Origin of the sequence: Streptomyces sp. NPDC050738 (genome assembly GCF_040654175.1) — a bacterium.
Taxonomy (GTDB): Bacteria; Actinomycetota; Actinomycetes; order Streptomycetales; family Streptomycetaceae; genus Streptomyces.
In genome coordinates, this window is the sequence record NZ_JBFAHN010000016.1 from 22,940 (window position 1) to 40,663 (window position 17,724).

The window sequence follows — 17,724 nt, forward strand, 5'->3', positions numbered from 1 at the left end:
GCACGGCGCACCTTCCCCATGCGGCTGCTGCTGCCGCTGCTCTTCCTGGTCGCGCTCTTCGCGATGCTCCTGGTGCGCGGGTACGTACACAACGAGATTGCCCCCGACCACCGGATCAGGCCCGAGGCGGACACCGGTGAGGTGCCCGACCGGATCCTGGAGGGCGGCCCGGTCATCGACGCGCGCTCCCCGTCCCGCCCCACCAGCCTGGACATTCCGGCCCACCGGCTGGTCCTGACCTTCGACGACGGGCCCGACCCGAAGTGGACGCCGCTGGTCCTGGACGCGCTGAAGAAGCACCACGCGCATGCGGTCTTCTTCGTCACCGGCGCCAACGCCTCGCGCTATCCGGATCTGGTGCGGCGGATGGTGGCCGAGGGGCACGAGGTGGGCGTGCACACCTTCAACCACCCCGACCTGTCCTACCAGTCCAGGAGCCGCATCGACTGGGAGCTCTCCCAGACGCAGCTCGCCCTCGCGGGCGCCGCGGGCATCCGCACCTCACTCTTCCGGCCGCCGTACTCCTCCTTCGCCGATGCGCTCGACGACGCGAACTGGCCGGTCGTCCAGTACGTCGGAAGCCGCGGCTACATCACCGCGCTCGACTCCACCGACAGCGAGGACTGGCAGCGGCCCGGCGTCGACGCGATCATCCGCAACGCGACACCCAAGGGCGGCAAGGGCGCGGTCGTGCTGATGCACGACGCGGGCGGCCCCAGGACACAGACCATCGAGGCCCTCGACCGTCTCCTGCCCGAACTCCAGGCGCGGGGCTACAAGTTCACCAATCTCACCGACGCGCTCGGCGCCCCCAGCGCGCACACCCCGGTCACCGGCATCGCGCTCTGGAAGGGCAAGGCCTTCGTCCTCGTCGTGGACGTCTCGGACCACGCCACCGACGCCCTCGTCATCTGCCTCGCGATCATCGGGGTCCTGGTCTTCACCCGCTTCGGGCTGATGCTGATCCTCGCCGCCACCCACGCCCGGAAGGTCCGCAGACGCGGCTTCCGCTGGGGGCCCGAGGTCACCCGCCCCGTCTCGGTGATCGTCCCCGCGTACAACGAGCGCGAGTGCATCGCCAACACGGTCCGCTCCCTCGCCGCGAGCGACCACCGCATCGAGATCATCGTCGTCGACGACGGCTCGACGGACGGCACCGCGGACATCGTCGACGCGCTGAGGATGCCGTACGTGAGAGTCGTGCGCCAGCGCAACGCGGGCAAGCCCGCAGCCCTCAACAACGGTATCGAGCACGCCCGTTACGACCTCGTCGTGATGATGGACGGCGACACGGTCTTCGAGCCGTCGACCGTGCGCGAGCTCGTGCAGCCCTTCGGCGACCCGCGCGTCGGCGCCGTCGCGGGCAATGCCAAGGTCGGCAACCGCGACTCGCTCATCGGGGCCTGGCAGCACATCGAGTACGTCATGGGCTTCAACCTCGACCGCCGGATGTACGACATGCTCCGCTGCATGCCGACCATCCCCGGCGCGGTCGGCGCCTTCCGCCGCGAGGCACTCGACCGGGTCGGCGGCATGAGCGAGGACACCCTCGCCGAGGACACCGACATCACCATGGCGCTGCACCGCGACGGCTGGCATGTCGTGTACGCGGAGAACGCGCGCGCCTGGACCGAGGCCCCCGAGTCCGTCCAGCAGCTCTGGTCGCAGCGCTACCGCTGGTCGTACGGCACCATGCAGGCCATCTGGAAGCACCGCCACGCGGTGGTCGAGCGCGGCCCCTCCGGGCGCTTCGGGCGGGTCGGTCTTCCGCTCGTCTCGCTCTTCATGGTGCTCGCCCCGCTGCTCGCGCCCCTGATCGACGTCTTCCTCCTGTACGGCCTGGTCTTCGGGCCGACCATGCGAACTGCCGCCGCCTGGGGGGCGGTTCTCGGCCTGCAGGCCGTCTGCGCCGCGTACGCCTTCCGGCTCGACCGCGAGCGCCTCACCCATCTCGTCTCGCTGCCGCTGCAGCAGATCCTCTACCGGCAGCTGATGTACGTCGTGCTGCTCCAGTCCTGGATCACCGCTCTCACCGGCGGCCGGCTGCGCTGGCAGAAGCTCCGCCGTACGGGAGTCGTCGAGGCGCCAGGATCGATCCCGTCGCAGCGCCGGGAAGGCCAGGACCGGAGGCCCGTCGCATGAGCCACACCGCCAAACCCCGGCACGTCGCCGTCCCGGCCGCCCGCCAGGCCCACCGGGCGAAGCCCGCCGCCGCCCGCACGGCCGCCAGTGCCCCCGGCCGCGACCGGTATCTCGACCTGCTCCGCTCCGTCGCCCTCTTCCGGGTCGTCGTCTACCACCTCTTCGGCTGGGGCTGGCTCTCTGTCGTCTTCCCGTCCATGGGCGTGATGTTCGCCCTCGCCGGATCTCTGATGGCCCGCTCGCTCTCCCGCCCCCCGCTCGGCGTGATCCGCGGCCGGCTGCGCCGACTGCTCCCGCCCATGTGGGCGTTCGGGGCGATCACGCTGACGATGATGCTGTACGCGGGGTGGCGGCCCTCCTTCACCAAGCTGCTGCTGTACGTCCTGCCGGTCGGCGCCCCCGGCTACCCCGAGACGCTCGGCGACGACGGCGGCCTGCTGGACGCGACCTGGGCCGACCAGGCGGTGGGCCCGCTCTGGTACATCCGCGCCTATCTGTGGTTCGTGCTGCTCTCCCCGCTCCTGCTCAAAGCCTTCCGCAGGCTGCCCTGGCCGACGCTCCTCGCCCCGCTCGGCCTGACCGCGCTGCTCGCCACAGGACTGGTCACGGTCCCCGGTGAACCGGGGCTCGCGCTCACGGACTTCGCGGTCTTCGGCTCCTGCTGGCTGCTGGGTTTCGCCCACCAGGACGGGCTGCTGCGGCAGGTGCCGCGCTACTTCCTGGTGTCCTGTGCGATCCCGGTCATGGTCTTCGGCCTGTGGTGGGCATCGGGTCATCTCGGCCCGGACGGCTGGGACTTGAACGACATCCCGCTCTCCCAGGCGACCTGGTCCTTCGGGGCGTGCGCGATCCTGCTCGCGTACTCGCCCTCATGGCAGCAACTCCCGGGCAGGCTCGCGAAGTTCGACAAGGTGATCACCCTGTCCAACAACCGGGCCGTCACGATCTACCTGTGGCACAACCTGCTGATCATGGCGACGGTGCCGCTGGTGGACCTTCTGTACGACGTGCCCTTCATCGACGACCATTTCGACGCGTTGCTGACCTCGATGAACAGCGTGCTGATGTTCGTGGCGGTGTGGCCGCTGATTGGACTGATGATCCTGGCCGTCGGCTGGATCGAGGACGTGGCGGCCAAGCGGAAGCCGAGGTTGTGGCCTACAGGAGGCCGTGCCCATCCCAGGAAAACCCCGGTTGACCAGGCAGGCAGCCCCGCGCGATAGTGACGGCCGCCGAGGGGATCGGCGGTTGCACCAGGGGTGGGGACGAACAGCACATGCAGCAGGACGAGAGCTCTGAGGTCATACCGGCGCGCGCGGAAGCGGAGGCGCGAGCGCTGCTGCGGGCGGGGCGGCTGGGGGAGGCCCGGCGGGCCGCGCGGGACGGGATGTCGGGGGAGGGGTCTTCCGCCGGTCTGTACGCGGTCCTGGGCCGGGCCCATGCGGCGGAGGACGAGGACGATCACGACGGCCGGGCCGAGGCGGCGTACGTGGAGGGGCTCGAAGCCTTCCCCGACGACCTCGACCTGTTGGCCGCGTACGCGGAACTGGCCGCGAACACCGACGCCATGGAGTATCCGGGGCGCCGCCGCCGTGGCATGGAGGCGGCCGCCCGGCTGCAGGAGCTGAGCCCGGGATCGCCGCAGGCCGCGGGGGCGCCCAAGGCGCCGCATCCGCAGCGCGTGCAGAGGTTCGACGCGCAGGCCGCGCTCAAGGCGGGCGCCGAGGAGCGGGATCGCGTACGCGAACTGGCCGCTGCCCGGCCGCTGGACGCGCGCCTTGCCGTACTGGACGAGACGCTGACGGCGCTGTCCCCGCGTGGGCGGGGTGCGCTGCGGGCCATGGTGCGGGCGCCGTTCGGTTACGTGGTGGCGGTGGTGACTCTCCAGTCGGCCGTCATGCTGTCCGTACCGGCGTTCCGCCTGCCGTGGTGGGTGTTGTGCGCGGCACTGTTCGCGTCGGTGCCGAAGCTGGTGCTGCGGCGGGTGCTGAAGGGGGCTCGGGAGCGGGCCGCGATGCGTGAAGTGCCTCCGGGCGCAGTGGAGTCGAGCGCCCCGGACGAGGCGGCCACGGAGGTGCTGCCGCCGGTGACGGCGCACACCACGCGCGAGAAGTCCTTGGCGCTGACGGCCCTCGTGGTGGCTCTGGCGGCAGCGACGGGCAGCGTGTCATGGGGGTACGCGCACAGCCGCGAGTACCCGCACTACACGCTCTCGCCGCCGGAGAAGTTCCAGGGGATGGACCGGCTCTACGCGTCGCCGCTGGAGGGGATGCTGGACACCGCCTTCGACTGGACGGAGACGGCGGAGGACGCGCCGCAGGACGCCGAGTCCTTCACGTACGTCTATGGCGACGCGGACCGGAACAAGGTCGCGGTGTACACCGCCGGAGCCAAGGGTGACTTCCACGGGATGCCGGGGGACATGGTCGAGGAGGCGCGGCGCGGGCTGGAGGCCTCCGGCCTCGACGTCAGCGACCACTGGAGCGCGGACCCCGGGCGCTACGGCGGCTCGATGGAGTGTGTGGCGTACGCGAACCTGCTCGGCAACCCGATGGCGACCTGCTCCTGGGCCGACGACGGGAGCTTCGGATCGATCGTGATCGTCGACGGCGGGATCGGCCATGACGCCATTTCCCGGACCGCCCGCGCCCTGCGGCAGACTGTCCTCGACAAGCCCTGAGTCCGGACCGGTAAAGAGGATCCCCGCACCATGACCGAAGCCCCCGCCCCCGCCCTCCAAGGCGACTGCGCCGCCTGCTTCGGCCTCTGCTGCGTGGCCCTCCCCTTCGCCGCCTCCGCCGACTTCGCCGTCACCAAGCCCGCCGGGAAGCCCTGCACCAACCTCCAGCAGGACTTCCGCTGCGGCATCCACACCCGCCTCCGCGACAAGGGCTTCTCCGGCTGCACGGTGTACGACTGCTTCGGCGCGGGCCAGAAGGTCTCCCAGGTCACCTTCGGCGGCAAGGACTGGCGCCAGGCCCCGGACACCGCGCAGCAGATGTTCGGGGTCTTCCCGGTCGTACGCCAGCTCCACGAGCTCCTCTTCTACGTCACCGAGGCGCTGACCCTGGAGCCGGCGAAGCCCGTGCATCCCCAACTCCGCCTCGTACGGGACGAAACCGAAGCGCTCACCCTCCTCGGCCCCGCCGCACTCGACGCACTCGATGTCCCCGCCCAGCGCCAGAAGGTCAACGCCCTCCTCCTGCGCACCAGCGAGCTCGTCCGCACCCAGGCCGGCGGAACCGGCAAGAAGAAGTCCCGCCGTGGCGCCGACCTCATGGGCGCCCGCCTCCGCAAGGCCGATCTGCGCGGGGCCGATCTCCGCGGCGCCTACCTCATCGCCGCCGACCTCTCCGGTGCCGACCTGCGCTTCGCCGACCTCATCGGCGCCGACCTGCGCGATGCGAACCTCGCCGGGGCGGACCTTACCGGCGCCTTCTTCCTCACCCAGCCGCAGCTCAACGCGGCCCGGGGCGACGCGAGTACCCGGCTGTCGCAGTCGCTGTCGCGGCCCGCGCACTGGGGCTAGTCGGCGGCCGGCGGCAGCGTGAACCCCAGTTCCCGTGCGGCGAGTCGGGGCGTCGGCTGGGCCCACCGTTCGGCCAGCGTCTGCTGTGAGGACAGCGAGCGCAGCTCCGCGCGGTCGAGGTAGAGCGTGCCGTCGAGGTGGTCCGTCTCGTGCTGCACGATGCGTGCGGGCCACCCCGAGAACACCTCGTCCAGAGTGCGCCCCTCCTCATCCTGCGCGCGCAGCCTCACCCGCTCGTGGCGGGCCACGACCGCCTGCCATCCGGGCACGCTCAGGCAGCCCTCGAAGAACGTGGCGCGGGCCGCGCCCACGGCCTCGTACACAGGGTTGATCAGTACCCGGAAAGGCTGCGGCACCCGGCCGCGCGCCGTGCGCAGCTCGTCGGGAACCGTCGCCGGGTCCTCGATGACGGCGAGCCGCAGCGCGAGGCCCACCTGCGGCGCGGCCAGGCCGACGCCCGGTGCGGCGAGCATCGTCGCGCGCATCGCCGCGATCAGCCGCTCCAACTGGCCGGACGACAGCTGGCCGTCGTAGGGCTCGGCCGGACGCCGCAGTACGGGGTCTCCGGCCACGACGATCGGCAGCGGGTGCGGGCCCGCGAGGAGTTCCTCGACGCGGTCGCTCAGGGGCGGATGCGGGGGCGGAGGCGTGGGCAGCGGAGGTGGCATCGGACCAGGATGCCAAGAACGATCACCGGGCGGCAACGCCGGACGCCCGTCGTTGCGGCCGTATGAACATCTCCGGGAAACGGGAATGCCCAGGCCCGCCAGAGGTGGTGATCTGCCGGAATCTGCCGGCGGACCGGTGACGTGGAGCGAGGCCCGTGCCAGAGACGACGTACGGCAGCGACAGGACCGGCGGCGCGGTGGCACCTCTGCCGCACCCCCGGCCGCACCCCCTGGACAACCCGGCCCGAGCCGCCCTGACCGGCCCGCACGCCCACTTCGCCGAGCGGCGCGGCCGCGTGCTGCGCTACCCGGTCGACGTGTCCGGGTTCGCCGGGCCGGACGCGATCGTCCCGCTGCCGGGGCTTGACCAATCACCGCCGCCTGGCTGGGAGTTGGTCATGAACATCGACGGTGTCCGGCCCCTTCCTGGAGCGCACCGTCGAGCTCGGTACGTATCCCGGGATACGGCGCGCAGGCGCGCTGGTCGCGATGGCGGGCGAGCGCCCGCACCCGCCGGGCTGGACGGAGATCAGCGCGGTGTGCACCGACGGCGCGTACCGGGGGCAGGGCCTCGCCGCCCGGCTGGTGCGCGCGGTCGCGTACGGAATCGAGTCCCGGGGCGAGACCCCGTTCCTGCACACGGCCGCGCAGAACACGAACGCGATCAGGCGCGGGATGTCGCCGCGTGAGCCGCGGGTCTCCTCACCGCCCCGCCCGTCCCCGCGTGAGCGCAAGGTTGCGTCCCGGTCACGTACAGCCATGAACGCGAAACCCCAGGTCCCTACGGTCGGTTGTCTAGTCGACGACACCCCCCGTGGAGGCGTGATGAGTGGCCGCTGGATCGAACAGTGGGACCCCGAGGACGAGACGTTCTGGAAGGGGGGCGGGGAGAAGATCGCCCGGCGCAATCTGCTCCTCTCCGTCCTGTCCGAGCACATCGGATTCTCCATCTGGACCCTGTGGTCGGTGATGGTCCTGTTCATGGGGCCGAAGTACGGGGTCGACCCGGCCGGGAAGTTCTTCCTGATCTCGATGGCGACGCTGGTCGGCGCGATCGCCCGGGTGCCGTACACCTTCGCCGTCGCACGCTTCGGCGGCCGCAACTGGACGATCGTCAGCGCGCTGCTGCTGCTGGTCCCGACGATCGCGGCGTACGCGGTGATGAAGCCCGGGACCTCGTACACGACCTTCATGGTCGTCGCGGCCCTCGCCGGTGTGGGCGGCGGCAACTTCGCCTCCTCCATGACCAACATCAACTCCTTCTTCCCGCTGCGCAAGAAGGGCTGGGCGCTCGGCCTGAACGCGGGCGGCGGCAACATCGGGGTCCCCGTCGTCCAGCTGGTCGGGCTCCTCGTCATCGGCACCGCGGGCGCCACCCACCCGCGCCTCCTGCTCGGGATCTACATCCCGCTGATCGTGGTCGCGGCCGCCTGCGCGGCGCTGCGGATGGACAACCTCGCGACCGTCAAGAACGACACCGGGGCGGCCTGGGACGCCGCGCGTGACCGGCACACCTGGATCATGTCCTTCCTGTACGTGGGGACCTTCGGCTCCTTCATCGGCTACAGCTTCGCCTTCGGCCTGGTCCTGCAGACCCAGTTCGGCCGCACCCCGCTGCAGGCCGCGTCCCTCACCTTCATCGGCCCGCTCCTCGGCTCGCTGATCAGGCCGGTCGGCGGCCTGCTCGCGGACCGGCACGGCGGGGCGCGGATCACGCTGTGGACCTACGCCGCGATGTCGGCGGCCACCGCGGTCGTCATCTACGCCTCCGTGCAGAAGTCCCTCGGGATCTTCCTGGTCGGCTTCATCGCGCTGTTCGTGCTGAGCGGGCTCGGCAACGGGTCGACGTTCAAGATGATCCCCGGGATCTTCCACGCGAAGGCTCTGGCGCAGGGGATGACGGGCGAGGAGGCGGCCGTGTACGGGCGCAGGCTCTCGGGGGCGTCGATGGGGCTCATCGGGGCGGTCGGCGCGCTCGGCGGTCTCGCGATCAACCTCGCCTTCCGCCAGTCCTTCCAGACGGCCGGCACCGGCACCGCGGCCTTCGTCTCCTTCCTCGTCTTCTACGCCGCGTGTTTCGCGGTCACCTGGGCGGTATACCTTCGCGGATCACGCACTCCGGTCCCCGCAACAGCGACACCGCAGCTCAGCTACGCAAAGGTCTAGGCTCCAGCCAGTCGTAACAGCGAGGAAATACCGTCGAACCGAACCCGTCACGAGCCCTTGGCACGCTCACGACCATGCGAGACGAACTGTCCACACCGCCCCGGCCCCTGGCGGGATTCACGGTCGGAGTCACGGCCGCCCGCCGGGCCGAGGAGCTCGGGGTGCTTCTCGAGCGGCGGGGCGCGGCCGTGCTGCACGCGCCCGCCCTGCGGATCGTCCCGCTCGCCGACGACACCGAACTCCTCGATGCCACGAAGGAGTTGATCGGCCAGGCGCCTGATGTCGTGGTCGCCACGACCGCCATCGGATTCCGTGGCTGGGTCGAGGCGGCCGACGGCTGGGGGATCGGTGCCGATCTCCTCTCCGTACTGCGCGGCGTCGAACTCCTCGCCCGTGGGCCCAAGGTCAAGGGCGCGATCCGGGCCGCGGGGCTCACCGAGGAGTGGTCGCCGGCCTCCGAGTCGATGGCCGAGGTCCTGGACCGGCTCCTCGCGGAGGGGGTCGAGGGGCGGCGGGTCGCGATCCAGCTGCACGGGGAACCGCTGCCGGGGTTCGTGGAGGCGCTCGAAGCCGGGGGCGCCGAAGTGGTGGCCGTACCGGTCTACCGGTGGATGCCGCCCGAGGACATAGCGCCACTGGACCGGCTCATCGACGCGACCGTCTCCCGCTCCCTGGACGCCCTGACCTTCACCAGCGCGCCCGCCGCGGTCTCCCTGCTGGCCCGCGCGAAGGAACGGGGCCTGGAGCAGGAGCTCCTGGCCGCCCTCCACCATGACGTGCTCGCGGTCTGCGTGGGCCCGGTCACCGCCCTGCCACTCCAGGTGGCCGGCATCGACACGATCCAGCCCGAACGCTTCCGCCTGGGCCCCCTGGTGCAGGCCGTCTGCGCCGAACTCCCCGCCCGGGCCCGCCTGTTGCCGGTCGCGGGACGCCGCGTCCAGATCCGCGGCCACGCGGTCTGCGTCGACGACGACCTGCGCCCCGTACCGCCCGCGGGGATGTCCCTGCTGCGCGCACTCGCCCGCCGCCCCGGCTGGGTCGTCTCGCGCGCCGACCTGCTGAAGGCGCTCCCTGGATCCGGCCGCGACGAGCACGCCGTGGAGACGGCGATGGCCCGGCTGCGGACGGCCCTGGGCGTGCCCCGGCTGATCCAGACGGTGGTCAAGAGGGGCTACCGGCTGGCGTTGGACCCGGCGGCGGACGAGAAGTACGCGGACTCCTGAGCCCGCCCGGTCCCGTACCGGCCGTGGAGGAACACCGCCCGCCCAAGGCACCCGACCGCCGCAACGGTGAGCACGCCGCGCACGTGGTTCCAGGCCACCCACGGGCCCTCGAACTTCTCCCGTACGGCGGCCGGGTCCGCGATCCGCGCCGGGTTCCCGGCCTGGGCGAGCTGGTCGTTGAGGGGGACGTTCACGCCCGAGGTGAGGAGGAAGACGACCGCGTACAGGACCAGCGCGGCAAGGACCCACCACCGGGCGGCGGTCCGCCGCAGCTGCCAGTACGAGATCCCGGTGAGCACCAGCGCCCCGAAGAAGGCGAGGAAGAAGACCGGGTTCTGGATGCGGTCGTTGATCTTCTGCATGACCTCGATGAAGGTCCGGTCACCGGTGTCGCCGAGCGCGAGCATCACCGAGGTCGAGTACGCGTACCAGATGCCCGCGACGATCCCCGTCAGGACGAGCGCCGCCCCCAGGACGAGGCCGGAGGTGGTGTGCTGCCGCTGTGCCGTGTGCGTGGTCTGTGTCATGTACGCAATTCAAGCGGCGGCCCGCGCCGCCCGACATGGCCGAGGCGCTCACCTCCATGCGCGTGCGTCCAGAGCCGGCGAGAGGGGGGTTGGTTGCGGTCCTGAAAACTGCGGGTTAAGGTATCGACCGATCGATCCCGATCACAGGGTTGTTACTCCCCCGAGGACCTCACCGTCTTCGCTGGGCGAGGCAAGGCCTGGGAAGCGCCAGTGGCGCTGCCCGGGCCTTTTTTGTTGCCCGGAGACGGGACGGGAGAGATCACGAACCCATGTAGGACGGCAAGAGCCCACGGATGCAAGGAAGCATCATGAGTACACCCGCACAGGGAACAGGCGCGCTGGCGGAGGACATCCTTCGTGGCGTCGGTGGACCCGAGAACATCGAGAGCCTCACGCACTGTGCGACGCGGCTGCGCTTCCAGCTCCACGACGGGGCGAAGGTCGACCAGGCCGCACTCGACGCCCTGGGTGGCGTCATGGGCACCGTTCCGCAGTCCGGTGACCGCTTCCAGATCGTGATCGGCGGCGCCGTCGCGCGCGTCTACTCCGAGATCATGAACCTGCCGTCGATGACGGCCGGAGGCACGGCGCGGCCGAAGTCCGACGCCGACGTCAAGGCCGAGATGCGCGCCAAGAGCCGCGGAAAGTTCGCCTTCGTCGACAACTTCTTCGAGTACCTCTCGGACTCGTTCCGCCCGCTCATGGGTGTGCTGCTCGGCTCCTCGCTGATCATCGCCATCGCGTCCGTGCTCGACGCGCTCGGCGTCGTCGACTTCCGGGCCGCGGACAAGTCCGCGACCTGGGTGTTCGTCGACGCCATGTGGCGCTCGGTGCTCTACTTCCTGCCGATCTTCGTCGCGTACAACGCGGCCAAGAAGCTGAAGATCGACCCGTGGGTGGGCGCGGCCGTGATGGCCGCGGTGATGACCCCGAACTTCACCGGGATGCTCAACAAGGACTCCGGCATCCCCGGGATCACCTGCACCACCAACGCGACCCTGGGCACCCAGGAGTGCGTGGCGCACGTCTTCGGCCTGCCGATGCAGCTGAACGACTACGGCGGCCAGGTCTTCGTGCCGCTGCTGATGGTCGCCCTGCTCGCCCTGGTCTACAAGGGCCTGCAGCGCGTCTTCCCCGAGAGCGTGCACATGGTGTTCGTGCCGTTCTTCAGCATGCTGATCATGATCCCGGTCACCGCCTTCCTCATCGGCCCGATGGGCGTCTGGGCCGGCAACGGCCTCGGTGAGGGTCTGTCCTGGATGAACAACAACGCGCCGATCGTCTTCGCGATCATGATCCCGCTGATCTACCCCTTCCTGGTGCCGCTCGGCCTGCACTGGCCGCTGAACGCGCTCATGCTGCAGAACATCAGCGTCCTGGGCTACGACTTCATCCAGGGCCCCATGGGCGCCTGGAACTTCGCCTGCTTCGGCGCGACCGCCGGTGTGCTGCTGCTCTCGGTCCGCCACCGCGAAAAGGAGATGCGCCAGACCGCGACCGGCGCCCTGGCCGCAGGCCTGTTCGGCGGTATCTCCGAGCCTTCGCTGTACGGCATCCACCTGCGCTTCAAGCGGATCTATCCGCGCATGCTCGTGGGCTGCCTCGTGGGCGGCGTGCTCGTGGGCGTCCTGGGCGGCGTGGACACGAAGGCCTTCGCCTTCACCTCGCTGCTGACCATCCCGGTCTTCTCCCCGGCGGCCACCTACGTGATCGCGATCACGGCCGCCTTCTTCACCTCGATGGCGCTCGTGTACTTCTCCGACTTCCGCACCCCCGAGGAGCGCGCCGCGTTCAACGCCCAGCGCGATGCCTCCGAGGCCACCACCCGTGGCGAGGCCGCCGAGGCCGCCGAGGCCGTACCGGCCGACGAGCGTGAGCTCGTCGCCGTCGGCGCCACCGCTGCTGCTTCCGCGGGCTCCGCCACGGTGAAGGCCGCCCCGGCCGGCACCACCGCTACCGCCACCGGCGTGGGCCTTGAGCTCGCCGCTCCGGTCGCGGGCCGTGTGGTCGGCCTCGACGAGGTCGGGGACCCGGTCTTCGCTTCCCGTGCGCTCGGCGAGGGCGTGGGCATCGAGCCGGCCGACGGCCATGTCGTCGCCCCGGTCGACGGTGAGCTGGTGACCGTCGTCGGCACCGGCCACGCCTTCGGTATCCGTACGGCGGACGGCATCGAGGTGCTCGTCCACGTCGGCATCGACACGGTGCAGATGAACGGGGCGGGCTTCGACGTACGCGTCGAGTCCGGCCGGCAGGTCGCCGCAGGCGATCTCCTGGTGGAGGTCGACCTCGACGCCGTACGCGCGGCGGGCCACCCGACCGTCACGCTGATGACCGTCACCAACACCGCGGACCTGACGTCGGTCGTGCCGCACACCGGGCAGGACGTCGCCGCGGGCGACCCCGTGGTGACCGTAAAGCGGTAATCACCCGCCGTTCCGACATGGGGCGCGCGTTCCCTTGCGGGGCGCGCGCCCCCGCGTCGATCACGGCGCGGTGGGCGCGAACGGTGGACGATACGGGATCATCGGACAGAAATCGGACCACGGACGGGAAGGAGGGCCGGTGGAGGCACTACGCGTCCTCAACAACAACGTGGTCCTCGCGCGCGACGAGAAGGGCCAGGAGGTCATTCTCACCGGGCGTGGCATCGGCTTCAGCTCCCAGCAGGGCAAGCCCATCGACCCCGCGCTGATCGTGCGCGTCTTCGTCCCGGCCGACGGCCGCGACCCCGATCACCTGGCGGAGGTCTTCGCCCTCATCGGCGAGGAAGTCCTGCGAGCCGTCGTCATCGCCCTGGAGGAGGTCGGTGTCGAGGGGCGCGACTCCACCCGCCCGACCCTTGCCATCGCCGTCGCCGACCATGTCGCCGGCGCACTGGACCGGGCGAAGCGGGGCATCGTCGTCGAGTACCCGCTGCGCGCCGAGACGCAGGCCCTGTACGCCACCGAGTACGCCCAGGCGCAGAGCCTGCTGGCCGCCATCAACGAACGCCTGGATCCGCGCCTCGACCCCTCCGAGGCGACCGCGCTCGCCCTGCACCTGGTCAATGCCGGCTTCGCTTCGGGCGACCTGTCGTTCACGTACACGATGACCGGCGTCATCCAGCAGATGCTCGCCGTCGTACGGGAGCAGTACCGCCTCGATGTCGCCCAGGAGTCCCTGAGCGCGGCGCGGTTCATCACCCACGTGCGCTATCTCTTCGTGCGGATCCAGCAGCACCAGCAGCTGAAGGGTCATGAGTCCACGATCGGCAAGGGCATCCGCCAGCACTATCCGGAGGCCACCGGCACCGCGCACAGGCTGGCGACGATCGTCGAACTGCGGCTGGGGCAGCAGCTGAGCGAGGACGAGGTCTCCTATCTGGCGCTCCATGTGGCCCGCATGACCATGGAGGCGGACGCCGACGCCGGCTGAGGTCGTGGCGTATGGCGTCGGTCACCGACAGGCGGCCTGATCCTGGGCGGGCGTCGCGTCCCGTTCGCGGCCGTCGTCGGCGGTGCGGAGCCAGGCAGGGTGCAGGACCGCGAGGACGAGGCAGGCGGAGGCCGTCGTGAACCAGAGGCCGGCCGCTCCGGCGTGTTCGAGCAGTTGTGTCCCGGCGAGCGGGGCGGCGATCCCGCCGATGCCCCAGCTCGTGCCATAGACCGCCAGGTATCGGCCCTTTCCGCCGGCAGGGGCCAGGCGTGCCACGAATGCGTACGCGCGGCCCACGAGGAGCAGGTCGCCCACGCTCCATACGACGGTCGCCGCGATGTATCCGGCCAGGTCGTGAGCGAGCGCGTATCCGGCAAGGCCGAGGGCCAGCAGGAGATAGCCGCCGGCGAAGGCGGCAGGTGCCGGGAGTGCGGCGAGTCGGGTGAGCCGCAGCAATGGCTGCCCGGCGGTGATGGTGAGGGCGGACGTGGTGAACAGCAGTCCGGCGTCGGCCGGTTGCAGTCCGCGCAGTTCCAGGGACAGCGGCAGCGCGATCATGATCTGGAGATAGACCACCGCGAACAGCGTCCCTGCCGCGAGCATCACGAGCAAGGAGCGATCCCGCCAGGGGGCGACGGTGGTCGCCTGCCGGGTCGCCGCTGTCGTGGTGCGGTGGTCCGCGGGCAGGACAAGGTGCACGGTCAGCGCGCAGAGCAGGCAGGTGAGGGCATCGACCACGAACAGCCAGCGCAGGTCCCAGCGCCCCAACCCGGCTGCCAGAAGCCCCGCACCCATACCGGCTACGGCCAGGGCCGCGTTCAACAGGCCATAGGCGCGGACCTGTTCACCCGGCGCCACGACATCCGCGATCATCGCCTGGCTGGGCGGCTCGTAGATCTCGAAGGCCAACCCCATCAACACCGCGAAGCAGGCTGCCGGCACCAGTCCGTCGGACATGGCGAGGCCTCCTTGCGCCACCGCGCACCCGGTCAGCCCGACCACGATCGTGCGCCGTCGGCCGATACGGTCGGCCAGGCGGCCACCGGCCAGGCGCGAAGGAATCGTGGCCAGCCCGAAAGCTGCGCTGATGTACCCGGCGACGACGGTACTGGCACCGAAGCTCGTCGTGATCAGCACGGTGAGGAACGACAGGGAGAACGCCCCCAGCCGGTTCACCGCCCGCGCCACGATCAGCAGGCGCACCGTGCGCGGCACGTGTCTTCCGTCCTGCGCAGACCCCATGAAGCCCCCTCGTGCGTGACCGGCGAAACAGGTATCGTCGGTTGCGCATGCACGCTAGAGGTCGAAGGGGTGACCGGTCAAGTGATGTTCGATGGTCACGTGGTGACGCTGCTCGATGCGGCCGTCTCCCTCGTGAATACGCTGACCGACGGCACCCGGCAGGGCCGTCCGTACACCGCCCCGCACGGGGACCGGCTCCCGCAAGCGGTCCACGAGGCACTGCCGCTCTCGTCGCATCGCTCCACCGTCGAACCGGGTCACGCCGCCTATCTCGCGCGCACCGCCCAGCAGATGCGGGCGGTGTTCGAGGCCGTCGACAGCGGCCACATCGATCAGGCGGCCCGGCTGGTGAACGTCCTGATGGGCACCGCCGGCGCCCGCCCTCAGCTCGACCGCGTCGACGGCGAGCCCTGGCAGGTCCACTTCCACGGCTCCGACGACAGCCTCTCCGTGGGCTGGAGCGCCGGGTGTGCCACCGCCCTGGCACTGGCGATCGGCAGCGACCTCGCCGGACGCCTCGGCGTCTGCACGGCCCCGCTCTGCGACCGCGTGTACGTGGACGCGTCCCGCAACGCGGTCCGCCACTTCTGCTCCACCGCCTGCCGGAGCCGGGTCAAGGCGGCGGCCTTCCGGGCGCGCAAAGCGTCCCAGGGAGACGGATAGGGGCCGTTCCTTCGCGCGGACGCCCGTACGCTCGTTCGTGCGCACCCCGTGGCGGATGGTTGGAGCCCCGCCGGGTGCGCCAGGATGGGGGCATGCCCAACCGACTCGCACACGAGACGTCCCCCTATCTCCTCCAGCACGCCGACAACCCGGTGGACTGGTGGCCTTGGTCGCCCGAAGCCTTCGAGGAGGCGCGGCGGCGTGGGGTGCCGGTGCTGCTGAGCGTCGGGTATTCGAGCTGCCACTGGTGTCATGTGATGGCCCACGAGTCCTTCGAGGACCAGATCACCGCCGCGTACACCAACGAGCACTTCGTCGCCGTCAAGGTCGACCGCGAGGAGCGCCCCGACGTCGACGCCGTCTACATGGAGGCCGTCCAGGCCGCCACGGGCCAGGGCGGCTGGCCGATGACCGTATTCCTCACCCCGGACGCGCAGCCCTTCTACTTCGGTACGTACTTCCCGCCCGCGCCCCGCCACGGCATGCCCTCCTTCCGGCAGGTCCTGGAAGGCGTGAACTCCGCCTGGACCGACCGCCGCGGCGAGGTCGACGAGGTCGCGGGGAAGATCGTGCAGGACCTGGCGGCGCGCTCCCTGGCCTACGACTCCCCGGAGATGCCCGGCGAGGAGGACCTCGCGCAGGCGCTGCTCGGGCTGACGCGCGAGTACGACGCGAAGAGCGCCGGGTTCGGCGGTGCGCCCAAGTTCCCGCCGTCGATGGCGGTGGAGTTCCTGCTGCGGCACTACGCGCGGACCGGCTCCGAAGGCGCGCTGCAGATGGCCGCCGACACCTGTGAGGCGATGGCGCGCGGCGGGATGTACGACCAGCTCGGGGGCGGGTTCGCGCGGTACTCCGTGGACCGCGAGTGGGTCGTGCCGCACTTCGAGAAGATGCTCTACGACAATGCGCTGCTCTGCCGCGTCTACGCCCACCTCTGGCGCACCACGGGATCCGACCTCGCCCGCCGCGTCGCCCTGGAGACCGCCGACTTCATCGCGACCGAACTGCGCACGGCCGAGGGTGGGTTCGCCTCCGCGCTGGATGCCGACAGCGATGACGGGACCGGGAAGAACGTCGAAGGTGCCTTCTACGTCTGGACGCCCGCGCAGCTGCGCGAGGTCCTCGGCGAGGAGGAGGGCGAGCGGGCCGCCGGGCTCTTCGGGGTCACCGAGGAAGGCACCTTCGAGGAGGGTGCGTCGGTGCTCCAGCTGCCGGGGGAGGAAGTGGGCGCCGACGTACGCGCCAAGCTCCTCGCCGCCCGGGCCCTGCGTCCCGCCCCCGGGCGCGACGACAAGGTCGTCGCCGCCTGGAACGGGCTCGCGATCGCCGCGCTCGCCGAGGTGGGGGCGTACTTCGAGCGGCCCGATCTCATCGAGCGCGCCACGGAGGCCGCCGATCTTCTCGTACGGCTGCACATGGACGCCGGTGCGCGCATCTCCCGTACGTCCAAGGACGGCCAAGTCGGCGCCAACGCCGGTGTGTTGGAGGACTACGCCGATGTCGCCGAAGGCTTCCTCGCGCTGGCCTCGGTCACCGGCGAGGGGGTCTGGCTGGAGTTCGCCGGGTTCCTGCTCGATCTTGTCATCGACCAGTTCGTGGGCGAGAACGGGACCCTGTACGACACCGCCCACGACGCCGAGAAGCTGATCCGCCGCCCGCAGGACCCGACCGACAACGCCACCCCTTCCGGGTGGACCGCCGCCGCGAACGCCCTTCTCTCGTACGCGGCCCACACCGGATCCGAGGCCCATCGCACCGCGGCCGAAAGGGCGTTGGGCGTCGTCAAGGCGCTCGGGCCGCGCGCTCCGCGCTTCATCGGCTGGGGTCTGGCCGCCGCGGAGGCCGCGCTCGACGGGCCGCGCGAGGTCGCGGTCGTCGGGGCCGAAGGGGACGCGGGGAGGCGGGAGTTGCACCGCACCGCACTGCTGTCGACCGCGCCCGGGGCCGTCGTCGCCGTGGGGGAGCCGGACAGCGAGGAGTTTCCGTTGCTCGTGGGGCGCCCGTTGATCGATGAGGGTGCAGCGGCGTACGTATGTCGGAACTTTGTCTGTTCGACCCCGGTGCGCCACCCCGATGACCTGGTACGACAGCTTTCGGGCGAGTAGCACGAAACACAGGGTTCTCCCAGCGGGTGTACTGGTCTTCACCTG

At 70.8% G+C, this 17,724-nt stretch carries 13 protein-coding genes and 1 pseudogene; 11 read left to right on the forward strand and 3 right to left on the reverse strand.

The window, feature by feature from the left end; all coding sequences use genetic code 11:
* Positions 1-18: 18 nt before the first annotated feature.
* The 4 genes from AB0H78_RS31005 to AB0H78_RS31020 are packed head-to-tail and all read left to right on the forward strand — an operon-like array spanning position 19 to position 5,671.
* Positions 19-2,142 carry a bifunctional polysaccharide deacetylase/glycosyltransferase family 2 protein gene (locus AB0H78_RS31005; RefSeq protein ID WP_363238138.1) on the forward strand — a complete coding sequence of 708 codons (2,124 nt, stop codon included), beginning with the start codon at positions 19-21 and terminating at the stop codon, positions 2,140-2,142.
* Positions 2,139-3,365 carry an acyltransferase gene (locus AB0H78_RS31010; protein ID WP_363237994.1) on the forward strand — a complete coding sequence of 409 codons (1,227 nt, stop codon included), beginning with the start codon at positions 2,139-2,141 and terminating at the stop codon, positions 3,363-3,365. Before AB0H78_RS31005 ends, AB0H78_RS31010 begins: the two co-directional genes overlap by 4 nt.
* Before the next feature lie 53 nt (positions 3,366-3,418).
* Positions 3,419-4,822: a hypothetical protein gene (locus AB0H78_RS31015; RefSeq protein WP_363237995.1), complete on the forward strand. Its 1,404-nt coding sequence runs from the start codon at positions 3,419-3,421 to the stop codon at positions 4,820-4,822.
* A gap of 30 nt (positions 4,823-4,852) precedes the next feature.
* Positions 4,853-5,671: a pentapeptide repeat-containing protein gene (locus AB0H78_RS31020; protein ID WP_363237996.1), complete on the forward strand. Its 819-nt coding sequence runs from the start codon at positions 4,853-4,855 to the stop codon at positions 5,669-5,671.
* Here the strand turns inward: AB0H78_RS31020 and def are convergent.
* Complete coding sequence (gene def / locus AB0H78_RS31025) at positions 5,668-6,339, reverse strand: peptide deformylase (RefSeq protein WP_363237997.1); 672 nt, start codon at positions 6,337-6,339, stop codon at positions 5,668-5,670. The genes AB0H78_RS31020 and def overlap by 4 nt on opposite strands.
* A gap of 206 nt (positions 6,340-6,545) precedes the next feature.
* Here def and AB0H78_RS31030 point away from each other — a divergent pair.
* The 3 genes and pseudogenes from AB0H78_RS31030 to AB0H78_RS31040 all read left to right on the forward strand — a co-directional run.
* A pseudogene (locus tag AB0H78_RS31030) lies at positions 6,546-7,008 on the forward strand (GNAT family N-acetyltransferase); the annotation flags it as partial.
* Positions 7,009-7,164: 156 nt separating this feature from the next.
* Positions 7,165-8,505: a nitrate/nitrite transporter gene (locus AB0H78_RS31035; protein WP_363238139.1), complete on the forward strand. Its 1,341-nt coding sequence runs from the start codon at positions 7,165-7,167 to the stop codon at positions 8,503-8,505.
* Between the two features lie 74 nt (positions 8,506-8,579).
* Entirely contained in the window at positions 8,580-9,728 is a 1,149-nt protein-coding gene (locus AB0H78_RS31040) for a uroporphyrinogen-III synthase (RefSeq protein ID WP_363237998.1), read from the forward strand.
* Here AB0H78_RS31040 and AB0H78_RS31045 read toward each other — a convergent pair.
* Positions 9,677-10,255: an anthrone oxygenase family protein gene (locus AB0H78_RS31045; protein ID WP_363237999.1), complete on the reverse strand. Its 579-nt coding sequence runs from the start codon at positions 10,253-10,255 to the stop codon at positions 9,677-9,679. The genes AB0H78_RS31040 and AB0H78_RS31045 overlap by 52 nt on opposite strands.
* A gap of 308 nt (positions 10,256-10,563) precedes the next feature.
* Here AB0H78_RS31045 and AB0H78_RS31050 point away from each other — a divergent pair, with 308 nt between their 5' ends.
* Positions 10,564-12,678: a glucose PTS transporter subunit IIA gene (locus AB0H78_RS31050; RefSeq protein WP_363238000.1), complete on the forward strand. Its 2,115-nt coding sequence runs from the start codon at positions 10,564-10,566 to the stop codon at positions 12,676-12,678.
* Positions 12,679-12,817: 139 nt separating this feature from the next.
* A complete protein-coding gene (locus tag AB0H78_RS31055; protein ID WP_363238001.1) occupies positions 12,818-13,669 on the forward strand; it encodes a PRD domain-containing protein in 852 nt (283 codons plus the stop codon).
* Positions 13,670-13,690: 21 nt separating this feature from the next.
* Here AB0H78_RS31055 and AB0H78_RS31060 read toward each other — a convergent pair whose 3' ends face one another.
* On the reverse strand, positions 13,691-14,884 hold the full coding sequence (locus tag AB0H78_RS31060) for an MFS transporter (protein WP_363238002.1): 1,194 nt from the start codon (positions 14,882-14,884) through the stop codon (positions 13,691-13,693).
* Between the two features lie 111 nt (positions 14,885-14,995).
* On the opposite strand from AB0H78_RS31060, the gene AB0H78_RS31065 reads away from it, so the two are divergent.
* Together AB0H78_RS31065 and AB0H78_RS31070 are read left to right on the forward strand one after the other, a co-directional pair.
* The gene (locus AB0H78_RS31065) at positions 14,996-15,574 is read left to right on the forward strand and encodes a CGNR zinc finger domain-containing protein (RefSeq protein ID WP_363238003.1); all 579 of its coding nucleotides are present in this window, start codon (positions 14,996-14,998) and stop codon (positions 15,572-15,574) included.
* A 92-nt stretch (positions 15,575-15,666) separates the two neighbouring features.
* On the forward strand, positions 15,667-17,679 hold the full coding sequence (locus AB0H78_RS31070) for a thioredoxin domain-containing protein (RefSeq protein ID WP_363238004.1): 2,013 nt from the start codon (positions 15,667-15,669) through the stop codon (positions 17,677-17,679).
* The last annotated feature ends 45 nt before the right edge of the window (positions 17,680-17,724 follow it).